We start from the raw sequence: 24,195 nt of genomic DNA, 5'->3' as shown, positions 1-24,195 counted from the left end.
ACAGGTCTCCAAGGTACGGACACACCAGAAACAGCCCGCGTACTCAAAAAAATCGCGATGCCCTCGCCCTTGTCGGCGTGGAATAGCCAAACGCCCGCGGCCGATCTTCACTGTTCGGCTGCGTGCGCGATTCAAGCGGACCCGCGGATTTTGCGCGCGGAAAGTGGCTTGTCGCTCTCGGAGAGTCAATTGTCTGCGGATTGGCGAATCGAATCTGGGGGGTGGAAAATCGCGAGCGCGCCCTTCGGCGCATGAGGTTGCCGCCCCCGGGCACCAAGGATCGCGGCCAGGCGAGCGACCACGGTCGATCGGCGCAGCCGCGCCATCGCCAGCTTTCCGCCTCGCTTGATTTTGCGCCGCTGTTGGCCGAGATCCATAAACGGGAACGGCGGCAATGGCCATGCAGCATTGCATGATTTCGAAAGCAGAACCGGCCGGGGCAAAGCCCCCCGCAGCAATGCATGGGACCAGCCGAACAAGTTCGTTTGCGGCACGAGGCGCCTGGAGCGACCATGCCGGGTCGATCGAGACACCGAAACGAACTGGGAGATCGCTCATGCCGAAAGCCGCTGAACTGCTGGTTGCCGCCCTCGAGAATGAAGGGGTCGATCGGATCTTCGGCATCCCGGGCGAGGAGAACCTCGATGTGGTCGAGGCCCTCCGCACATCTTCAATCGAGCTCGTTCTGACGCGGCACGAGCAGGCGGCCGCGTTCATGGCGGCCACCCATGGCCGGCTCACGGGCAAGCCCGGCGTGTGCCTGACCACGCTCGGGCCCGGCGCGCTCAACCTCACCACCGCCGCAGCCTACGCCCTGCTCGGCGCCATGCCGATGGTCATGATCACCGGCCAGAAGGGCATCCTGTCCTCACGGCAGGCACAGTTCCAGATCGTGGACGTCGTGGGCGTGATGAAGCCCCTGACCAAGCTGTCGCGCCAGATCGTCTCGCCGGCCATGGTCCCGACCCTCGTGCGCGAGGCGTTCCGCGTCGCCGAGGAGGAGCGGCCCGGGCCGGTTCTCCTCGAGCTGCCAGAGGATATCGCGGCAGCCGAGGCCGTCGACCCAGGGATGATCCCGCCCCATCCGGTCGAAATCCCGCTGGCGAGCGGCGCCGCCCTCGATCGCGCGGCCGAGCTCATCATGAAGGCCGAGCGCCCCTTGGTCATGCTCGGCGCCGCGGCGTCACGGCCGCGCTCCAGTTCCGACCTCGCTCAGTTCGTCGTGCGGTCGCGCATCCCGTATTTCACGACCCAGATGGGCAAGGGCACCGTGCCGGGCGGCACCGAGCTCTACATGGGCACGGCGGCGCTCTCCGAGCGCGACTATGTCCATGAGGCGATCGAGCGGGCCGACCTCATCATCACCATCGGCCACGATACGGTCGAGAAGCCGCCGTTCATCATGGGGGCAAAGGGCCCGCAGGTCATTCATATCGGCTACCAGCCGGCGAGCGTCGAGCAGGTCTATTTCCCGCAGACGGAGGTCATCGGCGACCTTGGGCCCTCGCTCCGGCTCCTCGCCGACCGGGTTGCCGGCAAGATTCCGAATGCCCAGGCGCTCCTGCCGCTCCGGGAAGGGATCCTGAGCCGGGTCGCCGCCCGCGCCACGGAGGCGCGCCTCACCCCGCAGCGGCTGGTCCATGACATCCGCCAGGTCATGCCGCCGGACGGCATCCTCGCCCTCGACAACGGCATGTACAAAATCTGGTTCGCGCGAAACTATCGCACCCAGGTCGCGAACACGCTCTTGCTCGACAATGCGCTCGCCACCATGGGCGCCGGCCTGCCGTCGGCGATCATGTCGGCGCTGCTCTATCCCGGCCGCCGCGTCATGGCGGTGTGCGGCGACGGCGGCTTCATGATGAACAGCCAGGAGCTGGAGACGGCCGTCAGGCTGAAGCTCAATCTGGTCGTCCTCATCATCGAGGACCAGGCGTACGGCATGATCCGCTGGAAGCAGGCGGTCGACCATTTCCCCGACTACGGCATGACTTTCAACAACCCCGATTTCGTGAAATACGCCGAGGCCTATGGCGCAAAGGGGACGAGAGTAAGCGCGGTCGAGGAACTGAGGCCGGCGCTCGAGGCGGCGTTTGCCGGCGGCGGCGTCCACCTCGTCGTCGTGCCGATCGACTACTCGGAAAACAAGCGGGTTCTCGTCGACGAGCTGCATCAGCGGCTGCCGGTGACCTAGGCCGTGACCTAGGAGAGCTCACATAGGAGATTGGCCATGTCAGAGATGATCGAGGTCGTGCAGGCCTACGACCGGGCGCTCATCAAGGCGATCCCGGCGGACGACGCCCAGGCGCTCGAAACCAAGCTCGCAACCGCCGCCCGCACGCTCAGCGCACGCGACGCGTGGCTGAAGCCGCATCAGCGCGGCGCCATTCTGCAGCGCGCAGCAAGCCTGCTCGAAGGGCGGGTCGAGGCGTTCGCCAAGCTCATCGCGCAGGAAGGCGGCAAGCCTTTGACCGACGCGCTCGTCGAGGCCCGACGCGCTGTCGATGGATTGCGCAACGCCGCAGATGAGCTGAGAAACTTCGCCGGCCGCGAGATTCCGATGGGCCTGACGCCGGCCAGCGACGGGCGCTGGGCCTTCACGACGAAAGAACCCATCGGCGTCGTCGCGGCGATATCGGCGTTCAACCATCCGCTCAACCTGATCATTCACCAGGTCGCACCGGCGATCGCCGTCGGCTGCCCGGTGATCGTCAAGCCGGCGGCGCCGACGCCGCTCTCATGTCTCGAGCTTGTGGCCCTGCTGCATGAAGCGGGCCTGCCCGAGGCGTGGTGCCAGACGCTCATCACTGAGGACAATGCACTCGCGGAACGGCTTGCGACGGATCCGCGGGTGGCGTTCCTGAGCTTCATCGGCTCCGCCCGCGTGGGCTGGCACCTGCGCAGCAAACTGGCACCGGGCACGCGCTGCGCGCTGGAGCACGGCGGGGCCGCCCCCGTGATCGTTGATCGGAGCGCCAACCTCGATGCGATCATCGAGCCGATCGTGAAGGGCGGCTACTACCACGCGGGACAGGTTTGCGTCTCGGTCCAGCGCATCTTCGTCCATGCGGCGATCAAGGTCGAGTTCGTCGAGCGTCTGTCGGCGCGGGTCGCGGCCTTGCGCGTCGGCGATCCCTTGCTGCCGGAGACGGAGGTCGGGCCGCTGATCCTGCCGCGCGAGACGGATCGCGTGGCGTCCTGGATCGAGGAAGCCGTGGGCCGTGGCACGCAATTGATCGGCGGAGGCCGCCTGTCCCGGACCACGCTCAAGCCGGCGATCCTGCTCGACCCGCCGGCGGACGCGAAGGTCTCCGAATTCGAGGTGTTCGGCCCGCTGACCTGCGTCTATGGGTTCGAGGAACTCGACCAGGCGATCGACATCGCCAACGCCCTGCCGGTCGCTTTCCAGGCGAGCGTCTTCTCGCGCGACATCGGCCCCGCGCTCCGCGCGGCCCAGCGGCTCGACGCGTCCGCGGTGATGATCAACGACCACACCGCGTTCCGCACCGACTGGATGCCGTTCGCCGGGCGCCGGCAATCCGGCTATGGCGTCGGCGGCATTCCGTGGACCATGAAAGAGATGGCCCACGAGAAGATGCTGGTCCTGAAGCACGACGGGTAAGCCGCCGCCTCAGGTCCTCGTAGCCCGAAACCAGGAGCCCACGCAGGAAGGAGCGGCGTCGGAACCTCAGCGACGCTTGAAGCAGGTCACACCGGTCGAGATCGTCTCTGCCCGGGCAGCACGGTCCTGCAGCGGGCTCAGCTGCGGCCGGTCATCCTGCTCGAAGGCGATGTGATTGGCGGCCAGCAGCGCCTTCGCGGCATCGGCGTCCGTCGCGATGACATGCTGGCCGTCGAGCCTGGTGGTGACGATGCCGATGACGAGACCGTTCGCGTTCAACACCGGCGCCCCGCTTGCCCCGTGGGTCGCGTCCGACACGAGCTCGATCTCGCCGTCCGGCTCGCCGCCGCCCCGCACCACCGCGTTGAACAGGCTGCCGCCGCGGGCGAGCACGGCCGGCAGCGTCTGGTAGCCGGCCGTGAAGACCAGGGTATCGCTCGTCGGATGCCCGGAACGCGCGAAGACCGCCGGCAGACCTTGTGTCGTCCCGATCTTCAGGATCGCAATGTCGTGGGCCGGCGACTGCGCCACGATCTCAGCCGCGAACGTCCGCCCTTCCTTGACGACGTAGAGCGCCGAGCACCCGTCCGCGGCATGGTTGGCGGTGAGCAGATGGCCGTGCGCGTCGACGAAGAAGCCTGTCCCGTTCAACTCAACGTCAGGTTCAGAGACGTGCGCTGCCGCGGCCAGAGGCTCGCCGTTCGGGCTTGGCGGCGAGCCTCTGGCACAGGCGGCGAGCGCTGCCGCGATGCCGGCGGTCATGATGACGCGTCGGCCCCGGCGCGGACCGCAAGCCTGCCGCCTCAGCAGTCTCTCCAATACGGTCAAAGTCATGCTGCTGGTCCGTCGCCGCGCTTCCTGAGCATTCCTACTGCAGAGTTCGGCGCGTCGGGCGCGCCCGGCGGGTTCCGTCGTCTCCTCGAGACCCCATCTGCTCGGGTCATAAGCCTATCGCGGCGCTCCTCACCAAACGGTTGACGACGGGTCCGCGACACGCCCGAGGGCGCCGTCCGGTTACCCCCGCGCCCCGACCTCCCCATCGCCGAGCACCCGGCCCAGCAGCCGTCGGATCGTCATGGCGAGGGGCTTCAGCGCGCGGATGGGGGCCGTGAGCTTCCAGGACGTGCTCTCGTAGATCGCGACGATGCGTCGCTCAGAATGGAAGATCTCGTTCCGGAGCTCGTACGCCTGCCTCTTGAGCTCCTGGGCCCGCGTCTCGGCCTCGGCGAGCTCGGCAGCGCAGGCTTCCAGGCGGCGTGCCGACTTGTGAAGCTCACTCCGCAGCTCTTGTGCCTGCGCCTCGGTCCCGGCGAGACGGCCTTCCAGGTCGCGGCGCGTTGCCTCCAGGCCGTGGCCCAACTCGACGGTCGCCGCCGTCAGGTAGCCGTCGAATATGTTCGGCGGCGCAGCAAAGCTCGCTTTCAGCTCGGATCGCTCGGCGGCGACGTAGTACCGGTTCAGCCCATCGAAATGGACCAGAGCATAGCCGGCCGCCAGCAGCAGGTCTTCCCACTGGTCAGCCGTGCTCACGGGGCTGTTCGGTTTCGTGGCCTCTACCAGCACGATCCAGGGGCGGAAGCGATCGAACGCGGCGCCCAGCAAGACCTGCCGCTCGAACCCCTCGACATCGACCTTGAGGAAGTGAATGTCGCCATCGACGAGCTCTTCGCAGATGCTCGCAAGCGTTCTCACTTCGATGTTTCGCCGGATCGCGGCGTGGCCGTCCTGCGTATGTTTGAGCGCAATGGTCTCGACCATGGTCGAGAGCCCCGTGTCGGGAACTTCGTAGAAAGTGGCGAAGCCGGGCTCCGCGCCGAGTGCCAGTTGCAGCGTGATATCGTACGGCCGGTCCCGGCATAGTTTTTCATAATGATCGGAGACCGGCTCGATGTTGATGCCGCGCCACCCGCGCTCGTAGAAGGCGCGCGTGACCGAGTCCTTGCAGGGATCCTGAGCGCCGACATCAATGTAGAAGCCGCTCGGCAGACGGTGCAACGCGCGCCAAAGCAGGACGTCCTCGCCATTCTGCGCGTAAGAAACGAAGCCGCCTGCCGGATAGACGGGCCCTGCGTCGTCCGCCGCGTGGACGGGCTCAGGCACCTGCCCCGGCTTCAGCTCAGGTTCTCTCATGATCCCTCTTTCCCGATAGGCTGGCGCCGCAGGAGGGCTCCCGCGGCGCCAGCCCGCGCCGACCGGCGGCAACGTTCGGATGATCGGGCTTACGCCGCGGGCGCGACCTGCTCGTCTTTCTGGGACGCCGTGCCGACCGACGCCTCCGGCGCGGCATTCTTGGCGGCCAACTCGCGCAGGTAGGCGAGCAGGTCATGGATCAGCCGATCCCAGAGCTCGAGCTTCGCCCGGAGATGCGCCGGCGAGACGCCGCCGAGCACGCTGACGTCCATATCGAGAATGAGATGGCCCTGCAGCAGGCGAAGGCGGGCGAAGCGCCGGGCATTGTTCCAGTCGTTGATCACGCCGAGCGCGAGCTCGCCCTGGACCTGTAGGCCAGCCATCAACGTCATGTCGGCATAGGCCGCCATGTCGCCGGCAAGGCGATTGTTGAGCCGCACGTCGAACGGCATGCCGCCGGTCGCCGAGCGCAGGACGGGCAGGTTCGGCTGATCGGCGACGACTTCGGCACGATAGCCGGCCTGATGCAGGAATTCGCGAAGTGCGTCGACGGTCAGGGAAGAGATGAGCGTGTCGGTCATGATCGATTCCAAATTGCGCATTCTGTCTGCTGGCAGACCCGGCCGTTAGGGCCGGGTCCATGAACGAGTTCGCCGGGATCGGCGGTAAACGGGCAGCGCCCGGGTATCAACGGATCGCAGGCTCCTTGGCGAGACTGGGCAGGAGCTTTGAAAGTGCCAGTTCGTTGATCGCCGGCTGGTCCTGCTCCACGAGCTTCGCCATGTAGGCCCGGCGATTCTCGAGCGCCCGCTGGGCCCGCATCTGCTGCGCAAGCTGGTCGTGGACCTCGCTCAACGTGCGGGTATGCGCGGGCTTGGTGTCGAGCAGCTTGACGAGATGCCAGCCATCGTCGAGCCGGACCGGTTCGGAGACGGCATCCTTGGCAAGCCCGGCAGCCGCTTTGCGGATTTCGGGCCTGAGCTGGGTCTCCAGCAGCCAGGCCAGTTCGCCGTGGTTCTTTGCCGTCTCCGCATCGTCGGAGTCGGACTGGGCCACGGCGCCGAAATCGGCGCCCTTCTGCTTGAGCTTCGCCTGGATCGCGTCGAGCTTCTTGCGTGCCTTGTCCTGGGCCGCCTTGTCGGCATCTTCGCTCACCGCGACGAAGATCTGCGCCACGTGGAACTGGCGCGGCACCAGGAATGCCGTCTTGTTGGCCTCGTAGGCGGCCGAGATTTCGGTTTCGCTCGGATAGCCTTCCGGCGGTTTCGAGACCGACTGCAAGTAGGTCTCGACGATCGCGCCCTCCCGGACCCGCTGAAGCTGAGCCGCCACGGCCGGCTCCTGATCCCATTTCTTGGCGAGCGCCTCGTTCAGGAGCGCGCGCTGGGCAAGAAGGAGGCGCACCGACTGGCTGAGCGTCGCCGGGTTGCGGGCGATCACCGCCTGCTCCCGGGGGTCGAGCGCTTCGAGATAGGCGCGGATATCGGCGGCCTTCACTTCGATATCACCGGCACGAGCGATGACATCGTTGTCGTCGGCTCGCGCGCCGGTAATGCTCGCCAGAGCCAGCAGCGAGGCCAGCATTCCTGTCCTCGCCTTCGCAAAGCGCCGCCCGGATAACATGATCCCAGATAACATGATCATGGTGTTGCCTTCTGATCGAGAAGCTTGTCCTGGTAGTCCTGGGCGATATTCTGCAACTCGACTCGTTTCGTTCCGATGAAGGGCTCGCTGGCGCCGAGCGCATCGCCGATATCGACACCGGCGTAGCGGTCAAGAATCTCGTTTCCGAGTTTGAACAGTGCCGTGTTCTTCGCCTCGCAGCTCTCTGCCCGCTTGCCCAGCCCGTCGACCTTGCCCGCGAGCTGGGCCCGCTCCGCCTCCTTCGCTCGGGCAACCGTGGCGGCCTCGTTGTAGGCCGCCTTCCACTTGTCCAAGGTCTCGCCCATCTTGCCGATCGCGTCGTTCTGAGCCGAGATCTTGCGGTTGAACTCGGCGACCGCCTGTTCGTAGGCGGCCTGGTCCTCGCCCTTATGGCTCGCGGGCTTAGCACCACTGCCTTCGGCAAGCTGCTTCGTCAGGCCGTCGACCTGCTGGCGAAGCGCTTCGTTCTGCTTGTCGCTCTCGGCCTGCTTGGCCTGGAGCGCGGCCTGCTGGTCCTCGAGCGAGCGAACCTGCGAGATCGCGCTGCGCAGGGCCTCGCGCAGGCGCGTCTCCGTATCGCCATCCGCCCGCGCTGGTGCCAGCGGCAGGATACCGGTGGCAAGCGCGCAGGCGGCGAAGATGACATGGGATCGACGCATGGTCAGAACCTCGCGTTGAGGTCGAGTTGGACAACGTCGGTCTTGAACGGCGAGCCGGAGATATTGTCGGCGCTGAGCCAGCGCAGGCGCGTCCAGACGTTCTTGGACAGCGCAAGGTTGCCGCCGACGATGTAGCCCTTGAGATTGGTGCCGCCGAGGCCGAAGTCCGAATCGGTGAAGGCGTCAGGCACCGCGTCCGACTCGAGATACTTGTAGCCGACGTTGACGTTCCAGTCCCAACGCTGCGCCATGGTCGGCGCCCCCGCGGACAGGTTGATGTAGTAGCCGGAATCGCCGCCCTCGAACGCGCCGAGCGACCCGTCCGTTGTTCCCGCCCGGTTGTTGATCGCCTTGCTGGCGATATCCGCCCGATTGAACGCAAGGTTCTTCACGAACTCGGCGTCGAACCAGAGATGGATCGGGTCGAAATGGCTGAAGTCGTACCGCCCGGTGACCGCAACATCCCGGAACGGCGTCGCCAGCCCGAAGTATTGCAGCTGATTGGTCGTGCCGAAATTGTTGTTCGAGGTCGCAACGATATTGCGCAGCGGGAAGTAGGTATTGCCGTTCTGGGCGAAGCTCGGCCGCGTATCGTCGGTGTCGCAGCTGTCGGCGGAGCTGTTGACGATGCAGGGGCTGGACGTCCGGCCTTCCAGGTTCTGGAAGTCGTAGTAGGCGGCGCCCAGCTTCACTTTGCTGTCGTGATCGATCTTCCAGTCGGCGCCGGCCTGCGCGGCGTAGAGCCACTTGTCGCGGCTCGGGGTTTTGGCCGGCTGGTTCGTGGCGAAATTGAAGTCGGTATTGAAGACCGGGAACGCGCCGACCGTGAAGAACGGCGTGACACCGTCCACGACTTCGTATTTGCCCGACACGGCAGCGCCGTCGAAGCTGAGATCGTCCGCCCAGAGCAGGTTGGTCGCAAAGAACGGATTGTCGAAGCGGCCGACCGTGACCGACAGCGCCTGCTGCTCGTCCTGCCAAGGTGCGTACGTGATGAAGGCGCGGTCGAGCCAAACGGCGTATTTGGCGAAGTCCCCGCCCTGCCCGCCGCCGGCATTGCCGAGCGTCTGGTTCTCGGACACGGGCGAATCATTCTCGCCGGAGGCGAGCCGGATACCGGCCGAGAAGCCGTCGCCGAGATCCGCATCCACCCCGAGCCTGGCGCGAATGCGGAAGCGGTTGCGTTCCTGGTCGACGTTGAGCTGCGGCGGGAAATTCTGGTTGGCCCGCGAGGTGTCGTACGGGCTGCCGGTATTGATGGCGTTGAAGTTCGGATGGCCGCCGGTATTGTCGTTGCCGCTCGGGAAGAAGTCGCCCTCGTAGCGGGCACGCATGTCGCCGTAGACATGCAGGCGGGACACCCAGTCCGGGAACGTGCCGGGCGCAGCCCAATGCTCGTCCTTGGCTTGCGCCATGACTTCCTGCTTGATCTCGTCGCGCAGCTGCTTCTTCACGATCTCAGGCACGTAGGTGACGTGAACCGCACCGTCGGCCGGCGGCGTGGTCGTCACCGCATTGCCGGCAACCGCCCCTGTGGCGGCACCAGCCGCCGCGACGGCCGCCGGTGCCGTGGGCGCAGCGCGCTTCGCCGGCGTGGCCTGCGCCCCGCCGGACGCTTCCTTGAGCAGCTCGTTCGCTTCGGCCCGGCTCAGGATCTTGCGCTTCACCAGAAGGTCGAGCAGCTTGGCATTGGCCAGGTCCGACCCCGCAGGCGCCGTCTGCGCCGCCGCGGGATTGGCCGCGAAGGCGAGAGGCATGACGGCGGTCGTGCACAGGAGAAGTGCCACGAGCGGTGTCGATCGGCGCCGGGCAATTTGCTTTCTATACGACATCGGTCCCCCGAAAAATTTGAGCTACGCTTGTAGCGATGCAGTTCCTCAGCTCGGCCGCCGCGCGGTCGCGCGCATGACGATCGGCATCGGCATATCCTTGGGCGGCGGCTCGCGGAGCTTCAGGCCCGGCAACACCTCGCGGCTGACCGTGTCGTCGAGCGCCGCGTCGCCGGACGAGGAGACGAGCTGAACCCGCTCGATCCGGCCGGTATCGTCCGCCCACACCCGCAACTCGATGCGCAGGCGGGCATTGCGCGTCTTCTTGTTCTCGCGCAGCGCATCCTCGATTTGGCTTTGGACCATCGAGGCGTACCAGCCCCAGCGGCTGCCGCCCCCGCCGCCATCCAGCAACCCGTTGCCGCCGGGATTGCCGGCAAGGTTGAAGGCGTCGCCGGGGCCATCCGCCTTGGCATCGAGCCCGAGCGGCCCGGTCGGCGGCGCCTCCGCTGCTTTGGGCGGGGCCTCCTTGGGCCTCTCGATGGGCTTTTCCGGTTTCGGCTCCGGCTCCTTGATGGTCGGCTGTTCGATCATCTTGGGCTGCGGAACTTCTTGCGGCGGTGGCGGCGGCGGCGGTGGTGGCGGCGGAACGACGTTGACGATCTGCAGCTCCTGCACCCGGCGCACCGGCGCGTCATCGCCGGTGCGCAGGAAGACGACGGCAAGGACGACGACCAGCAGGGCCGCCGTGCCCGCGCCGATCGCGGCGCCGTGCCGTCGAAGGAAGCCCTGTTGCTCGCGCTGGTCCACGGCGGGATCCCTCACTTCACGAGCGGTTTGGTCGCGAGGCCGACCTGGGTGATGCTGAGCCGGCCGAGCAGATCCAGCACGTCCATGACGCTCTGGTACTGGGTCTGGCCGTCCCCCTTGATGACGACCGGGAACTCGGGCGTCAGCGCCTTCTGCTGCGTCAAGCGCTGCTCCAGTTCCGGCAGGCTCACCGGCACCGTATCGAGGAAGATCTTCCCGTCATTGGTGATGGTGATCGCCTTCGTCGTCGGCTTGGCCAGGCTCGGCTGAGCACTCGCATGGGGCAGATTGACCTTCATCCCCTGGACCGACGCCGTGGTCATGATGATGAAGATCACGAGAAGGACGTACGCCAGATCCAACATCGGCGTGATGTTGATGTCGTCGTACGGCTTGCTGTCGGATTGGAGCTGCATGGGGGCTTACTCCGCCGCGATCGTTTGCTGGCCGGAGTGCCCGCGATAGAACTCGGCCATCTTCGTGACGAACTCGTCGACGAAGACCTGCATGTCGCTGGTCGAGTCCTTGATCCGGGAAATCAGGTAGTTGTAGCCGAAGAGCGCGGGGATCGCGACGGCAAGGCCGGCCACGGTTGCGACCAGGGCGGCCGCGATGCCGGGGGCGATGGCGTTGACGTTGACGTCGCCCGACTGTGCGATCGCAGCAAACGTGATCATCACGCCGACCACCGTGCCGAGCAGGCCCAGGAACGGTCCGCCCGAGATCGCGATCGTCAGGATGACCATCAACCGGTTGAGCTGCTGCGTCTCGCGCACCAGACCGGTGTCGAGGGCGGCCCGGATCGCCGCGATCGACGGACCGGACAGAACCTTTGCCTGCTGCTCCGCCTGGCCGGCGAAGCGGTGCCGGATCTCCCCGGCGCCGATATGATAGATCCGGTAGAGCGACGAGTGGCGCATCGAGCGCAGGTCGGCCTGGCTGATCAGCCCGCCCATCCGCGTGACGTCGTCGTTGTCCAGGATGGTCAAATCGGCGGCAACGTGCCGGAACCGGTCGAGGAACAGCGTATTGCCCTTGGCGACGCGGCTCACGTAGGCAGCCTTGTCCGCCATCACGATCCAGCTGATCACCGCCATGATCGCGAGGATGCCGATGACCACCCAGCCGTCGAGCGTGACGGACCTCAGGATCACCGCCAGATAGCCGCTGAGCCAGCTCGCGGTTTCCTCGTCCCCGCCGATGGTGAGGAACTTCGCCGACGCGTCGCCGCCCTGGCCGACGGCCGCGACCTTGATGTAGCCGACCGGGCGGGCGACCTTCGAGATCTCGAGTTCATCGAGCTCGCCGGCGAACCCGGCCGACGGCGCGGCTGGCGCCGGGGCTGCCGTTTGCGCATCCGCCGCCGGGGCCGTCGCCGCCGGGGCCGCCGCCGGAGCAGCTTGTGCCGCGGCAGCGTCCGCGCCCAGGAGAGCCGCGCTCGCCAGCGCCGGAAGCGGTGCGTTCAGCGTCGCATACGGCTTGCCGTCGAGATAGAGCGCGATCTGCGAGCCCGTGACGACGGCCAGATGGTGCCAAGTGCCGGCTGCGATCGGGCTGCCGGCACCCGTGCGCTGAGTCCCGCCGGCCGTCGAGACCTCGACGAAGGGCACGCCACCGTCGACGCCAATGCGCAGTGCATTGGCCCCGTCGCGCCGGCTGAACAGCGTGGCGTTCGCCTGGAGCGCCGTCTCGTTGAGCCAGGCCGACCATGTCTCGGCGGCACCGTCGGCCCAGGTGAGCGAGGCGGAGGCCGGCAGCGTCACGTTCGTCTGGCCGTCGAGGCGCAGCCCCGGGCCGATCAGCGAACCGTCGCTGGGCAGGCCGGCGCTCTGCGCATTGTTGCCCCAGGCCGAAAAATCATGGGCCGGGCTACCATGCTCGCCGAAGTGATAGACGAGCACCGTGTCCGCGTCGTAAGTGCCCTTGGTATCCTGGCCATCCGCGGCTTTCTTGTTGCCGTAGTAGAGCCACAGATCCGTCTTGGCGCCCGGCTTCAAGTCCGGAACGCTGACCCAGACAAAGGCCTCGCCCAGCAGCCCATCGTATTTTTCGATGTGGAACTTGAGCGGGGTCTTGTCGTCGCCGGCGACGATGCGAAGGTCGCTGCCGTCCTGGTTCGCCGCGTCGAACTTGAAGTTGCCGACATGCAGACGCAGCAGCACCGGCGTGGTGCCGATCGGATCGTTGATGCCGGCGCCGGTCGCGCTCGTGTCGATCGTTATCTTCTTGCGCAGCGACCAGTCGTCATTCCACCAGGCATAGGCCGCGCCCGGCCGGAGCGTGAGCCCGGCGCACAGGCCGAGCAGCATGACCAGAAGGAATCTTGAGGCCCAACGTTGCATTGCATATCCCCCACCGCAGATCGTTCGATCGCGTTAAAATTCGGTCCAGACACGGAAATCGAGGCGCGGATCGCCCGCGCGGGTCACCACTTGCGTACTCATCGGCACACCCAGATCGAGCGCGCCGTTCAGATGCCCGAGCAGCCGGATCCGGCTGCCGACGCCGAAGCTCGACAGGTCAAAAGTCGAGCGCTGCTGCGGCAGGGGCGCGTTGATCGACAGCGTCCCGCCTTCGGTGAAGACGTAGAACCGCCATTCGTCCACGGCAGGCCCGATCCAGGGGCTGAGCGACGGGCTGCGGAGCTCGAGCGAACCCAGCAGGCCGTTGTCGCCCAGCACTTCGGACTCGAGGTAGCCGCGCACCGTGTCGAGGCCGCCGCCGCTCATCTGTTCGCTGTTGACGAGCGGCTGGCTCGCGATCTGCCCCTGGACCTTGCCGAACAGCTGCAGGTCGCCCGGCAGATCCTGGGTGCGAGACAGGTCGCCCTTGAAGTAGATGAAGTCGCCGCCCGACTGGAAGCGCTTGGCGTCGAATTCCTCCGGGCTGCTGCCCAGCCCGCGCGTATGGAACGTGACCCCGGCGTTGAGCTGCGTCTGGGACGTATCGCCCTGCCAGGTCGCTGTATAAGTCGCGTTCAGCGGATAATAGGTGATCGGGCTCGCGAACTGGCCGCTGCCCTGACTGACGTTTTCGTCGAAACTCTTGTAGTCGAAGCCGACGCTGAGGCTATGGAAGAAGCCCTCTTCGCTCGGCAGCGTGATGACGGCGCGCGTCCCGATGACCGAGCCGCGCCCGGCGACGTTGGTGCTGCCCAGGGTCGAGACGTTGCTGTCGGAATGCAGCCCGTAGAGCAGGAAGCTCAACCACGGCACCTCCGGCAGGCGCGCCAGGTAGGAGCCGGAGAAGACCTGGGCATCCTTGGTGTTCTCCGGCGCAACCTGATAGCTGAAGCTCAGCGAATGGCCGAGCTGCCAGAGATTGTCGTAATGCACCGAGGCGTTGAGCCGGAGATCCGACGTGCCCTGGCTATAGCGGTTGTTGAGCTCGACGCTGCCGTGAAGCGGGAACGTATCCTCGACATTCAGGTCGACATCGACGGTCCCCGGCGTGGTACCGGCGCGCAGCGCCGGCGTGACCTTGCGGTCCGGCTGCTGGTTGAGCGCCACGATATCCTTGGAGACATCGTTGAAGTTCGGCACCGTGCCCTCGGCGAGCGACGGGGCCTCGGCCTTGATTTCATCGAGCGTGAAGTAGCGCGCGCCCTTGACGCGCAGCCGCCCCACCTTGCCCTCGACGACCTTCAGGGTGACGACGCCGTCCTTGACCTGCTGCGGCGGGATCTCGACCCCAACCGTCTGATAGCCCTTGACGTTGTAGGCCTTCTCGAGCGCGGCCCGGGCATGCTCGACATCGTCGGTCGTACGATTGGGACCGAGGAACGGATAGACCGCCTCCTCGATCTCGATTTCAGGCAGCAGATGAGCGCCCTCGACACGATATTCGTTGATGTCGATGGGCTGCGGCGCCGGCGCGGCCTCGGCGGACGGCTGCGGCGTCGTTGCGTTGTCCGCGGCCTGCGGCGGCGCATCCGCCGCCTCAGCGGCGGACAACGAGCCGGCGATCAGCAGCAGAGCGACGCCCCAGCCGCAGCGTGCGGTGGAATCAATGAACGTTCGGGCCACAGAACCCCCTCGATTTAGCCTAGCACGTCGATAAGTTCGCTTATCATCGTTCGCCGGATGGCCTGACAGATCCGCGCACGGACGCCACTTGATGCACGGCATGCCGTGCCTCGTTCGGCTGGCAGCGGTGACTGGGATCGGCGTGCCGGTTGTAGCTGCGGCCGATGACGGGCTGATGGCAGGTTCGGCCGAGCGATCCTGGCTCGAAAGCCCGCCCGAGAGCCCGTCCAAGAGCCCGCCGGCCGAACCTGCGCTCCCCCCAGCACTTGCACGATGTCCTGAAGTATCCATCACCCTCTCACCCCTGCTTCTGAGACAAGAGCCGGTGAGTGGAAGCGAAAAATAAGTTGGCTATTCTTGTGAAGTTTTTGCGACAGCTCACGAACCCTGCACTTCGCGGCAGGCCCCTTCTGCGTCGCCTGCCAAGCTGCTTGATCCGGGATCACGACTGCGCGGCCAGGAAGATGATCGCGACGGCAAGACCGAGAACGGCCCAGCTGCCCAAGGCATAGGCGATCAAGGTCGGGAGCTTCTCGAGCCCCCTCAGGGCCGGACGACCCTGGTGGCAGGGGCTGACCGTTTCTGGCGACCGCCGTCCCTGATCGAACCACGCGCGCACCGACACCAGCTGCCTCATCGACCTTCTCCCAAGGCACCGACAAGCGGCGGACAAATTCGTGGGCATCGAGCACCGGTTCACCGGCGTCGCGGATCCGCTTCCGGGCTGGCGCACTCGAGACAGCCGTTGGCACACGAAGATCGATGGACTGCGGCACGGACACGGCGCCGCCCACCCGAGCGGCAGGCGGCAAGCCAGCGTCAGCAGAACTGCGCGCAAGACGTTGTGAAATACCCATCGGCCCCCTCACCCCTGCTCCTGAGACAAGAGCCGCGGGGCGGGCGCGAAAAATGAACCGGCAATCTTGCGTGAAGTTTTTGCGTCAGCTCACGAGCACGATGCCGCCGGGCAGGATGGTGACTGTGACACCCAGCTGCCGAAGCTGGTCGATGATGCCGGCGACGCGGTCGACGTGAAACACGCCGTTGACGAGGCGCCCGCCGAGCTCGGATCCCGTCAGCACGATCTTGCCCGGCCGGTAGCGATTGACTTCCTCGATGACGAGATTGAGCGGCGTATCGTGGAAAACGAGCAGCCCGTCGCGCCACGCGGCGGCGACCGTCGGATCCACGGCGATGACAGACCCGAATTCCCGCTCGGTATACGTGACCTGCTGCCAGGCCGCCAACGAGACGATCTGGCCGCGGTGCTCAACTTGCACGGCGCCATCAACGCAGGTGACGCACGCACCGTCATCGTTGCGGCGCACGGTGAAACTGGCGCGAGTGGCGCTGGTGCGGCCGTTCCCCGCCGCCAGCACCACGCGCTGCGATGCGGCAGCGTCGGCCGTGACGGCGGCCTCGCCGGTGATCAATTCAACGACACGCTCATGCGCAGCCGGCCGCACGGCGACGCTCGTCTGCGTATTGAGCTGGAGGGCGATCCCCTGGGCGAGCGCGATCCGTCGCTGCTCGCCGACGCCGGTCCGATAATCCGCGGTGAGCTCAGCCAGCGATGGCCATAGGCCGAGCGGCGGGCGGGCCACCATGTAACCCGCGACCGAAGCGGCGATTGCTCCCTTGATGAGCGCCCGGCGCCCGATGACGGCCTTCGCGCGCTGACGCAGAGGCATCGGCACAACGACCGCCGAACGGACGTCGTCGTCCGGCTGCGTATCGAGTTCCAGGACGGCCTGCCGAAGCGTGCGCCGAAGCGCCACGGCCTCCGCGAGTGCCTCCGCATGCGCAGGGCTCTGCGCGCGCCACTGCTGGAGCGCGTCGGCATCCCGCGCCGTCGCGGCACCCGACGTCAGCCGGATGACCCACTCCAGGGCCTCGCCCTGCAGCGGGTTGGGCGCGCCAACGATTTCGTCGGGGTTTGTCATGGCCCGAACGCTTCTTGCGGCGCTGTGATCACGGGCAACGCATCCTTCCGCCCCAGTGGTCAGCTCTATCCATGAGACAATCCAGGCACCCCAACCGCGAAATCACTTTTTTCGTGAGCGTCCGAGACGTTGTGCACAATGCTCGAGCGCATGCTTGAGCTCGATCTGCACAGTCCGGACGGTGACGCCGTGATGTTCCGCGATCTGCTGATGCGGCAATTCTTCCCGCCATGCGGCCAGGAAGATCTCGCGCCGCCGCGCCGGCAGTTCCGCCACGGCGCGCTTCAGCGCTTCGATTTCGGAACGCGCTTCTGCCACTTGGGCGGGATCGGGCGCGTCATCTGCGACATTCAGCAGCGTCTCCACTTCCGACACGGAAAGATGCCGGTTTTCGGCCAGGCGCCGATTGGTCGCGATATTGAGCGCGGTGCGATAAAGATAAGCGCGCGGGCTGCGCACCGGACCGATGCTCGCCCGCTCCAGCCGCAAATAGGTCTCCTGCAGCGCTTCGCCAGCCAGGTCAGACGAACCGAGCCGGCGGGTCAATAGCCGCTTGAGATCTTCGTAGCCAACCAGAAACAGCTGGCGCAGGGTAGCCTGGCTTGTTTCAGCCATCCGGTCGACTCGTGCTGGATTATGCCCAGACCGCGAGAGGCGCGCACAGCAGAGACGCCCAGGGCCTGCGGGATGTTCGCCAGGGTGGATGCTGGCGACCGATGCAGCTTATACGCGACGAAAGTGACAGATACGTGACCGGATGACATCGCCCCGAAATCGGGGGTCCTGAAATCAGGGTGCGGAGAATTCCACGGGCAGCACGACCGTGAAGCGGTCCGGCAGGTCGCGCGGAATGGGTGGCAGGGGCTGTGCGCGCCGGACCATGGCCATTGCTTCCTGGTCCAGGATCTCGTGCCCCGAACTCGTTCGGATCCAGACCCCGATGACGTCGCCTCCCCGGCTCAAGGTGAAGATCACCTGAACCGCGCCCTGCAGCCGCTCCGCGCGGGCCGCATCGGGATATTCGTGATACCGCTCGATATGGGCCTGCAATACGCGCTGAAAATCGACCGCTGCGTTGCTCGTGATCGGGCTGCCGGAAAGGGCGGCCGGCGGAGCCGCGACATCGACGGCGGCGACACGGGCGAGGCGCTCGGTCGGGGCCGGACGCGGCACCGGCGGTCTCTCGACAACTGGCTTGATCGCCGGCTCAATCGGGACGGTCGGGCGCGGCAGCGGGTTCGCGGCAGGCGTATCGGCGGCGACGGTCCGTGGTGTCGGCGTCGGCGGGCCGATCTGGACAAGCTGGACCTGCACCGCCGCATCGGGACCGTGGGCGACCGGCCCGAATTCCGCATGGCGCAGCCAATAGATCCCGACCGCGAGCAGGATCGACATCGAGAAGGCAATCGCCACGAGATGAGTGACCTGGAGGCCGCGCGGTATCTGGCCGAGCGCCCAGGACGGTTCCGGCCGCTCCTTGCCGGTCATCGGGGATGGGCCAGGATTGCGACACTGACCGGCTGGGGCATGCCGGCCGGCGGCGCCTTGCTGATGGCGAGGCCGTGCAATGCGCCGGTGATCGCCGCATCGCGCTCCCTGTCGCCGGTCGAGCGGGAAATCTCCGCGCGCATCACGGATCCCGACGGGTCGACCCAGAGCTTGAGCGCGATATCGTAGCGGCCCGAGCGGGTCTTCGTACCGGCATAAAGTGCCCGTTGCACGGCCTCTTCGACGAGGCCGGCATAGGAACGGAAGTCGGGCCGGCTACCGAGTGCCGCCCCGTCTTCGACATGAATCGTATCAAGAAAAAGCGTGGCACCGCTCGTCGGTGGTGGCGCCTCGTGAACCTCCTCCGGCGCGATGAGCGCCAGCACGATGTCGTGCGACGCCGTGTAGCGCACGCCGAGATTGGTCCCCTGAAGCAGGGCGCGCAGGGCCGCCTCGGGCGTGAGCACCCCCTCCGCCTTGCCGGAACGCCGGCCGGCGGCGAGCTTGCTGTCGTAGAGCACCTGCACGCCGGTCTCGAGGCAATAGGCGTCGAGCGCCGCGGCGAGCGGCTGGGACGGGATGCTGAATTTCCTCGGCTCGGCCTGGCCGGCATCCGCGCGCTCCGATGGGAGAGATCCGGCACCGACGAGCAGGAACAGACCACAGAGTACTGCCCGCCCGAGCCGCCGGATCTCCGGCCCATTGCCATGCGCGCCTTCAACCGTCCCGAGCCGCTTCATGAGCCGGCTAATGGATCGGTGACGCGTAGATCGGCGTCGGCGGACGCTGCGGCACGACCGACTTGCCGAAATTCGTGCCGTATTGCTGGCTCACCGCCGTCTCGTTGAACGTGCCGACCCGCACGGACGGGGACTGGGCATCGAGCGGGGCACCGATCGGCGGGGGCTGGACCCGATCGACCTTGCGCTTGAGCTCTTGGTTGAGACAGTTCAAGCCCGGCGCCTTTTCTCCGCCGATCTCGACCTCGACGCAGGTCTCACTGCCGGATGACGTGGTGGGACCGAGGCTGACCGAGCCGTTCGAAGCCTCTTGGGCTTGCGCCGGTACCACGGTCGAAGGCGAGAACAACAGGGACAGGGTAAAAGCCGTTGCCACGAGACACTTCATGATGCGGCCTCCTGAATTTTGACGAGAGGGTCTTGGGTCAAGATCCGCATATGGTAACGGGTCGGCCAGCAGAAAGACCTAGCTCTGCATGCTGAGCGAAAGCCTGAGATGGAGCGGCTGCAGCATATCGGGCGGCGGCGCCTCGCCGATCGGCGCATGAAGCAGGATGGTGCGGAGGTCGTCATCGGCCTGGCTGTCGCCGAGCGCCGGGAACGTCACCTTCTCGACCCGGCCGTCCTTGCCGATCCAGGCCTTGACGATCAGGCTGTCCGGCACGGTCTTCGTGTCGAGCACCCGGTTCTCGAGGAAAACATGGAAGCGGTGAGCGACCTCGTCATCGCCGCCGAGCCCCTGCTGGAAGCGGTATTGCACCAGCTGCGCAAAGCGGTTCCAGGACGGCGGCACGGCCGTCGCCGGACGGTAGTCGAGGTCCTTCGCGGCGGCCGGTAGCGAAGGTTGCCCGATGCCGAGCATGGCGGAAAAAGAGGCGGCGCCGAGCGCGATCGAACGCACGAGGCGCTTGGGAAACGAGGTCATGGGCACCGCAAAACGTCCGGATCAAGGTCTGCCGAAGCTTGGAGGCCGGGATCATACTCGGCCTTTCGTGACACGCGTGTGTCGGTGGCCGGTTTACCCGTCCCGTCGCCTTGTCGCGGCGCTAGTTATTGCAGACCGTGGCGTTCTCGCCGCTGCCGCCCGGCTGGCCGGACGCCCCATAGGTGCAGATGTCGTAGGGTAGCCCCGTCCGGCTGCTGGGGCTGCGGTACTGGAACGGCCGGCCCCAGGGATCGGCCGGTGCCTGGGCCTCCTTGAGATAAGGCCCGTGCCAATTGTCGACGCCGGACGGCTGGGTCACCAGCGCCTGAAGCCCCTGGTCCGACGTCGGATAGGCGCCGACGTCGAGCCGGTAGAACTCGAGCACGTCGTTCAGCTGCCCGATCGACTGCTGGGCGATCTTCTGCTTGGCATTGCCGAACAGCGTCATGACGCGCGGCGCCACGAGCGCCGCCAAGAGGCCCAGGATGGCGATGACGACGAGCAGTTCGAGCAAGGTGAAGCCGCGCTCGCGGCGGCGCTTCCGCATCTCAGGTGCGGGCGAAGTCTCGGCAATGACGGCAGACATGAGAGAAAGCTTCCCGATTCCGGAAACATGCTCGACCGCCGAACGGACCGGGATCGTTGCACGATCCCGGTCTTGAGCCCGGCGAGTCCGCAGGCTTACGGCGTATAGTGCGTGACGAACGTGCCCCAGTTCACGTTCTTGTCGCGCGGGTAAGCGGTCGCATCCGGGATAAATTCGCTGGCGAGCCACAGCGAACCGTTCGTCGGATCGACCGCGACGCTGCTGTAGTTGCCCCACAGCGCGACGTTGCCGTATGGCGCATAACCGCTGAAGCCGTCTTCCGTCGCGGTACCAGCACCCGACACCTGGACCGCACCGACAGCCCCGGTGCCGTCGAGCGGCGCGAAACCGGCGCTCGGGAAATTGTTCGGGCCGGTCAAGGTGAAGCCGATCGCGCCCTTGCCGTTGGCGTTCATCGCGATCGACGGGTTGAGCAGGCTGGCACCGGAGGATGGCGCCGCCAGATAGCCCTGCTGGGTGATACGGGATTGCGCCACGGTGCTGGCACCGGGCGTGATGGCGAAATAGGCGATGCCGCTCTCGAGATCATAGTTCTGGTCGAACACCGACGTAGCGACGGTTGCCCACAGCTTGCCCTGGCTGAGAACGACCGGGGACGTGACGATGTCGAGGCCGCTGTCGAGGGCGGGTGCGGCGGTCGCGCCGACCGACTTGCCGTAGGGGCCGACCTGGTTGGGCTGCTGGCCCGGCACCGGGAGGGCATAGGGCAGGCTCGACACGTCCGCGTGGGTAATCTGCAGCGCCGGGCTGGCACTGTTCAGCGACTGGGTGTTGAGCAGCGCCAGGACGCGGACCTGGGCCGCGATGGCACCGCGCGTCTCGACAAAATACTCGGTCCCGCCATTGGCGCTCACGGCCGTGGCATGCGGGGCGGTGACACTCGGCGCCACCGTATAGTCTTGCGGCAGCAGGATCTCGACGACCGGCGGCACGGTGGCCGGGCCGGCCGCAAGCGCGGCCTTGGAGAGCGCGTAGATCGCAGCGCCCGCATAGCTGCCCTTGGCGATCGAGAAGATGTTCCCGCTGAAATAGAGACCGTTCGCATCGGCGCCGATCTGCACGAAATCGGCGTAATAGGGAGCAGCGGTGCCGGTGACGGCCTGGCTCGTATCGATGCTGTAGCTGTTGAATGGCAGCGACGGATCGCTGGCCCCGACGACCGCGAAATAGATCTTGCTCGACTTCGTCCCGTCGGCATTGGCAACGATGCCGGTTTCCGAGACGATGAAGGCGTCCAGATCGGCGTCGTAGATCACGCGCGGATTGGACAGGGTCACGGTGGCAATATCGACGCCGAACAGGTAGGCGATCGACAGCGGCCCGCCCGTCAGCGAATTGCCGGACCCGTCGGCCGCGCTGAACGCACCGTTCGTCACCTGGAAGATCGCGTTCGTACCAACCGCGATGCCGGGATTGGCCGGCTCTTCGTCAGGCCCGCCGGTGACACCCTGCTGCTGGGCGCCGGTGATGCCGACTGCGCCGGCAAAGGCCAGGGCGGCGGCAGCGCTCGCCTGGCTCCTGACGGTCGGCGCGCCCGCGCCGGCTGCCGTCCGGCTGAGCGTCGAATAGCCGAGCGTGCTGGGGGCGGCATGGCGCGGAACGGCGCGCACGCTGGGCGCCGCAGCCGTGCCATCGGCCAGCTTCGCCACGCGGGCGAGCGGCCGCTGCTGCTGTGCCCGCAGGATGTCCACGACATTGCCATGGCCGATCGCCGTCACGGCGCCGGGCAGCACGACCGTCTGGTCCTCACCGGCAGCGAAGCCGGTGTTGGCACCGGCGAGCCCGACGGCGAGCACCAAACCCGCGGCGAGGCGCCGGCGGGATCCCTTGGGGAGATGGGAGCCTGTTTGCTTCATGATGCAGTTCCTCTGTTCGGCGCCGAACGCGCCGGATGGCTTTGCGGCATGCCCCAGCGGGACACGCCCCGTACGCCAAGAGCGCACGGGGCGAGCCTTCCGCATGGATGGACGGTGTTTCAGCTAGGCACTGGGATCAGGCGCCGGTCTTGCCGACGCAGCTGCCCGAGCCGCCGGCCGAGATCGCCGTGCCCGAACCGGTGGTCAGCAAGGTGTTGAGGTTGCTGGCGAAGGCGAGCGGCACCGGCGAGAAGCCGTTGGCGCGGAGGATGTTCGTCAGCTGCGTGCGATTGGTCGAGCCGAAGTACCAGGAGAAGAAGCTCGTGACGTCGCTCGCGGTCGAGGCCGAGGCGTAGCAGGTATAGGCCTCGACGAAGGTGAAGCCGGCGACCGGATAGGCCGTCGAGCCGCTCGGATTGGTCGAGCCGGCCGGCTGGCCCCAATCGGTCGCGGTATCGTCGGTGGCGGCCGGCGCCGTGCTGCTGGCGAGCGCCGCGCCAGTCGCGGCGATCGAAACCGGCTGGTAGTTGCCCGAGCTGTTCTGCAGGTTGGCCGTGACCGGGCCCGACGGATCGCCGCCGGCGAGCACGGTCGTGCCCGAGAGCACCTGCTTCACGAAGTCGGGGCTGACGTAGGCGAGCGTCGAGGCATTCGCCTTGACCGCCGCCTCGATGCCGCCGCTGCCCGACGCTTCGCTGTAGCCGCTCGGGTTGCCGGCCCGGAGCTGCGCGAACAGCGGGTTGGTGTTGGCGACACCGCCGACGTCGCCGCCGGTGCCGGGCGTGCCGGTATAAGAATAGGGCGTGCTGCTGCACACCGCCGCCAGATGGGCCGAGAAGATGGCCGAAGTGCCGCTGCCGTCCGCACGGACGACCACCTTGATCGGCGTCGAGGTCGAGACCAGCGCCACGCCGTTGTTGTCGGCCGTCAGCGAGGCGTCGTTCCAGTTGGTGATGGCGCCGGTGAAGATGCCGCACAGGCTCTTGGCCGACAGGCGCAGCGGCGCGCTGCCGCCGGTCGGGGTCGTGACGTTCGAGGCGTAGGTCAGGCCGCTGGCCGGCGGGTTGAACGGAATGGCGATGCCGGTCACGAACATCGGGACCTGCTTGGCATTGCCGAACTTGGCCTGGTCGTTGGTGTTGTAGGTCGAGTATTCCGTCGAGGTCAGCTGCGCGTCGCTGCCCGCGAAATTCAGCTTGGAATAGGGATAGTTCGGGAAATCGGTCGAGGTGTAGGGCACCGTGTTGCTGGCGGCCGGGGTGCCGAGCTTCGTCGGATCATCGGCCAGATAGGCGCTCTTGCCGGCGCCGCTGCCGACCGGGGCATAGAGGAATTCCTGCGTCGTGGAGCCCGGACCGGTCGTGGTGCAGGTCGTGGGCACGCCGACGACCGGCTTGCCGTAGCAGTCGAACACCTGGCGATAGACCTTCGCGGCCAGCGTGCCGCCGCCGCCGTAGATCGGGTCGAGCGCGAGCGCCGAACCCGGGGCCGCGATCACCGCGGCCATCATGGTCGTGGAAAGCAGATAGGTCTTGAACATGCTGAACTCCCTTGAGAGGTGATTTTTCTCGACGGGCAAGGATTTGCCTCGACGCAAGGCGCACGCCACCCTCTGCGGAACACTGTTATTCCGCAATTAAACAGAACAGGCACGACGAAACCCGACAGCCTCTCGAATTATCATTCAAGAGACCGCACAATCTCAGCACAACAATCCATTTATTGTCTACGATATTAACGAATTGACTATAGTATGACTAATTGGTCACTTTGATGACTCTTCCATAATTTTTCACACGTCTAAGTTTTATTAAACTTACCTGCAGAATCTTCTTGATTTATCAAAATCTCACCACAACCTAAAAGTGTTTCTATCTGGCGCCATTCTTGCCGGCGCGAGCGGTCGGCCGCGCCGTCACCGGAAGCGCCGGCGTGACCTCGCTTCACGAGGCCACGCCGGAACCTTGGCATCATCGG

22 protein-coding genes are annotated in these 24,195 nt (G+C 66.4%); 2 read left to right on the top strand and 20 right to left on the bottom strand.

Translation table 11 applies throughout. From position 1 onward, the window contains the following. Positions 1 to 556: 556 nt before the first annotated feature. Positions 557 to 2,194: an acetolactate synthase large subunit gene (locus IEY58_RS31500; RefSeq protein ID WP_189052155.1), complete on the top strand. Its 1,638-nt coding sequence runs from the start codon at positions 557 to 559 to the stop codon at positions 2,192 to 2,194. Positions 2,195 to 2,230: 36 nt separating this feature from the next. Then, a complete protein-coding gene (locus IEY58_RS31495) occupies positions 2,231 to 3,622 on the top strand; it encodes an aldehyde dehydrogenase family protein (protein ID WP_189052154.1) in 1,392 nt (463 codons plus the stop codon). Positions 3,623 to 3,688: 66 nt separating this feature from the next. On the opposite strand, the gene IEY58_RS31490 is transcribed toward IEY58_RS31495, so the two are convergent. The 20 genes from IEY58_RS31490 to IEY58_RS31395 all read right to left on the bottom strand — a co-directional run bounded on the left by IEY58_RS31490 (position 3,689) and on the right by IEY58_RS31395 (position 23,758). Further along, positions 3,689 to 4,384 carry a S1 family peptidase gene (locus IEY58_RS31490; RefSeq protein ID WP_189052153.1) on the bottom strand — a complete coding sequence of 232 codons (696 nt, stop codon included), beginning with the start codon at positions 4,382 to 4,384 and terminating at the stop codon, positions 3,689 to 3,691. A gap of 252 nt (positions 4,385 to 4,636) precedes the next feature. Then, entirely contained in the window at positions 4,637 to 5,722 is a 1,086-nt protein-coding gene (locus IEY58_RS31485; protein WP_189052152.1) for an FkbM family methyltransferase, read from the bottom strand. 119 nt (positions 5,723 to 5,841) lie between these two features. Beyond that, a complete protein-coding gene (locus IEY58_RS31480; protein ID WP_189052151.1) occupies positions 5,842 to 6,333 on the bottom strand; it encodes a YbjN domain-containing protein in 492 nt (163 codons plus the stop codon). Positions 6,334 to 6,439: 106 nt separating this feature from the next. Further along, complete coding sequence (locus IEY58_RS31475; protein WP_229744105.1) at positions 6,440 to 7,336, bottom strand: peptidylprolyl isomerase; 897 nt, start codon at positions 7,334 to 7,336, stop codon at positions 6,440 to 6,442. A gap of 56 nt (positions 7,337 to 7,392) precedes the next feature. Then, entirely contained in the window at positions 7,393 to 8,055 is a 663-nt protein-coding gene (locus tag IEY58_RS31470) for a hypothetical protein (protein ID WP_229744104.1), read from the bottom strand. Between the two features lie 2 nt (positions 8,056 to 8,057). After that, positions 8,058 to 9,842, bottom strand: coding sequence for a putative porin (locus IEY58_RS31465; RefSeq protein ID WP_229744103.1), 1,785 nt, complete (start codon positions 9,840 to 9,842; stop codon positions 8,058 to 8,060). Positions 9,843 to 9,932: 90 nt separating this feature from the next. Next, entirely contained in the window at positions 9,933 to 10,634 is a 702-nt protein-coding gene (locus tag IEY58_RS31460) for a TonB C-terminal domain-containing protein (RefSeq protein WP_229744102.1), read from the bottom strand. Positions 10,635 to 10,645: 11 nt separating this feature from the next. Beyond that, positions 10,646 to 11,050 (bottom strand): ExbD/TolR family protein, encoded by a 405-nt coding sequence (locus IEY58_RS31455; RefSeq protein ID WP_189052147.1) that lies wholly within the window; start codon positions 11,048 to 11,050, stop codon positions 10,646 to 10,648. Between the two features lie 6 nt (positions 11,051 to 11,056). Continuing rightward, positions 11,057 to 12,976 (bottom strand): DUF2341 domain-containing protein, encoded by a 1,920-nt coding sequence (locus IEY58_RS31450; protein WP_189052146.1) that lies wholly within the window; start codon positions 12,974 to 12,976, stop codon positions 11,057 to 11,059. Positions 12,977 to 13,009: 33 nt separating this feature from the next. Further along, positions 13,010 to 14,659 carry a ShlB/FhaC/HecB family hemolysin secretion/activation protein gene (locus IEY58_RS31445; RefSeq protein WP_229744101.1) on the bottom strand — a complete coding sequence of 550 codons (1,650 nt, stop codon included), beginning with the start codon at positions 14,657 to 14,659 and terminating at the stop codon, positions 13,010 to 13,012. Between the two features lie 442 nt (positions 14,660 to 15,101). Continuing rightward, a complete protein-coding gene (locus IEY58_RS31440) occupies positions 15,102 to 15,296 on the bottom strand; it encodes a hypothetical protein (RefSeq protein ID WP_189052144.1) in 195 nt (64 codons plus the stop codon). Between the two features lie 304 nt (positions 15,297 to 15,600). Then, entirely contained in the window at positions 15,601 to 16,602 is a 1,002-nt protein-coding gene (locus IEY58_RS31435; RefSeq protein WP_189052143.1) for a FecR family protein, read from the bottom strand. A 102-nt stretch (positions 16,603 to 16,704) separates the two neighbouring features. Then, positions 16,705 to 17,217, bottom strand: coding sequence for an RNA polymerase sigma factor (locus IEY58_RS31430; protein WP_189052142.1), 513 nt, complete (start codon positions 17,215 to 17,217; stop codon positions 16,705 to 16,707). Positions 17,218 to 17,391: 174 nt separating this feature from the next. Then, on the bottom strand, positions 17,392 to 18,090 hold the full coding sequence (locus IEY58_RS31425) for an energy transducer TonB family protein (RefSeq protein ID WP_189052141.1): 699 nt from the start codon (positions 18,088 to 18,090) through the stop codon (positions 17,392 to 17,394). Then, positions 18,087 to 18,830, bottom strand: coding sequence for a TonB C-terminal domain-containing protein (locus tag IEY58_RS31420; RefSeq protein WP_189052140.1), 744 nt, complete (start codon positions 18,828 to 18,830; stop codon positions 18,087 to 18,089). Before IEY58_RS31420 ends, IEY58_RS31425 begins: the two co-directional genes overlap by 4 nt. 7 nt (positions 18,831 to 18,837) lie before the next feature. Then, positions 18,838 to 19,218, bottom strand: coding sequence for a hypothetical protein (locus tag IEY58_RS34510; RefSeq protein ID WP_229744100.1), 381 nt, complete (start codon positions 19,216 to 19,218; stop codon positions 18,838 to 18,840). A 78-nt stretch (positions 19,219 to 19,296) separates the two neighbouring features. Next, a complete protein-coding gene (locus IEY58_RS31410; protein ID WP_189052139.1) occupies positions 19,297 to 19,755 on the bottom strand; it encodes a hypothetical protein in 459 nt (152 codons plus the stop codon). Between the two features lie 121 nt (positions 19,756 to 19,876). After that, complete coding sequence (gspG, locus tag IEY58_RS31405; protein ID WP_229744099.1) at positions 19,877 to 20,341, bottom strand: type II secretion system major pseudopilin GspG; 465 nt, start codon at positions 20,339 to 20,341, stop codon at positions 19,877 to 19,879. Positions 20,342 to 20,436: 95 nt separating this feature from the next. Continuing rightward, complete coding sequence (locus IEY58_RS31400) at positions 20,437 to 22,218, bottom strand: hypothetical protein (protein ID WP_189052138.1); 1,782 nt, start codon at positions 22,216 to 22,218, stop codon at positions 20,437 to 20,439. 136 nt (positions 22,219 to 22,354) lie between these two features. Continuing rightward, complete coding sequence (locus IEY58_RS31395; RefSeq protein WP_189052137.1) at positions 22,355 to 23,758, bottom strand: substrate-binding domain-containing protein; 1,404 nt, start codon at positions 23,756 to 23,758, stop codon at positions 22,355 to 22,357. Positions 23,759 to 24,195: the final 437 nt, after the last annotated feature.

This window comes from Aliidongia dinghuensis (assembly GCF_014643535.1).
In the GTDB taxonomy this organism is placed as follows: domain Bacteria; phylum Pseudomonadota; class Alphaproteobacteria; order ATCC43930; family CGMCC-115725; genus Aliidongia; species Aliidongia dinghuensis.
This window is presented reverse-complemented; position numbering and strand designations above follow the sequence as displayed.

Bases quoted from the DNA above. Each gene is read 5' to 3' on its own strand.
- IEY58_RS31435 (WP_189052143.1), bottom strand. From the start codon at position 16,602: ATGACAAACCCCGACGAAATCGTTGGCGCGCCCAACCCGCTGCAGGGC.
- IEY58_RS31490 (WP_189052153.1), bottom strand. From the start codon at position 4,384: ATGACCGCCGGCATCGCGGCAGCGCTCGCCGCCTGTGCCAGAGGCTCG.
- IEY58_RS31395 (WP_189052137.1), bottom strand. From the start codon at position 23,758: ATGTTCAAGACCTATCTGCTTTCCACGACCATGATGGCCGCGGTGATC.
- IEY58_RS31480 (WP_189052151.1), bottom strand. From the start codon at position 6,333: ATGACCGACACGCTCATCTCTTCCCTGACCGTCGACGCACTTCGCGAA.
- IEY58_RS31475 (WP_229744105.1), bottom strand. From the start codon at position 7,336: ATGCTGGCCTCGCTGCTGGCTCTGGCGAGCATTACCGGCGCGCGAGCC.
- IEY58_RS31455 (WP_189052147.1), bottom strand. From the start codon at position 11,050: ATGCAGCTCCAATCCGACAGCAAGCCGTACGACGACATCAACATCACG.
- IEY58_RS31440 (WP_189052144.1), bottom strand. From the start codon at position 15,296: ATGAGGCAGCTGGTGTCGGTGCGCGCGTGGTTCGATCAGGGACGGCGG.
- IEY58_RS31500 (WP_189052155.1), top strand. From the start codon at position 557: ATGCCGAAAGCCGCTGAACTGCTGGTTGCCGCCCTCGAGAATGAAGGG.
- IEY58_RS31495 (WP_189052154.1), top strand. From the start codon at position 2,231: ATGTCAGAGATGATCGAGGTCGTGCAGGCCTACGACCGGGCGCTCATC.
- IEY58_RS31410 (WP_189052139.1), bottom strand. From the start codon at position 19,755: ATGACCTCGTTTCCCAAGCGCCTCGTGCGTTCGATCGCGCTCGGCGCC.
- IEY58_RS34510 (WP_229744100.1), bottom strand. From the start codon at position 19,218: ATGAAGTGTCTCGTGGCAACGGCTTTTACCCTGTCCCTGTTGTTCTCG.
- IEY58_RS31450 (WP_189052146.1), bottom strand. From the start codon at position 12,976: ATGCAACGTTGGGCCTCAAGATTCCTTCTGGTCATGCTGCTCGGCCTG.
- gspG (WP_229744099.1), bottom strand. From the start codon at position 20,341: ATGTCTGCCGTCATTGCCGAGACTTCGCCCGCACCTGAGATGCGGAAG.
- IEY58_RS31430 (WP_189052142.1), bottom strand. From the start codon at position 17,217: ATGGCTGAAACAAGCCAGGCTACCCTGCGCCAGCTGTTTCTGGTTGGC.
- IEY58_RS31425 (WP_189052141.1), bottom strand. From the start codon at position 18,090: ATGACCGGCAAGGAGCGGCCGGAACCGTCCTGGGCGCTCGGCCAGATA.
- IEY58_RS31470 (WP_229744104.1), bottom strand. From the start codon at position 8,055: ATGCGTCGATCCCATGTCATCTTCGCCGCCTGCGCGCTTGCCACCGGT.
- IEY58_RS31420 (WP_189052140.1), bottom strand. From the start codon at position 18,830: ATGAAGCGGCTCGGGACGGTTGAAGGCGCGCATGGCAATGGGCCGGAG.
- IEY58_RS31400 (WP_189052138.1), bottom strand. From the start codon at position 22,218: ATGAAGCAAACAGGCTCCCATCTCCCCAAGGGATCCCGCCGGCGCCTC.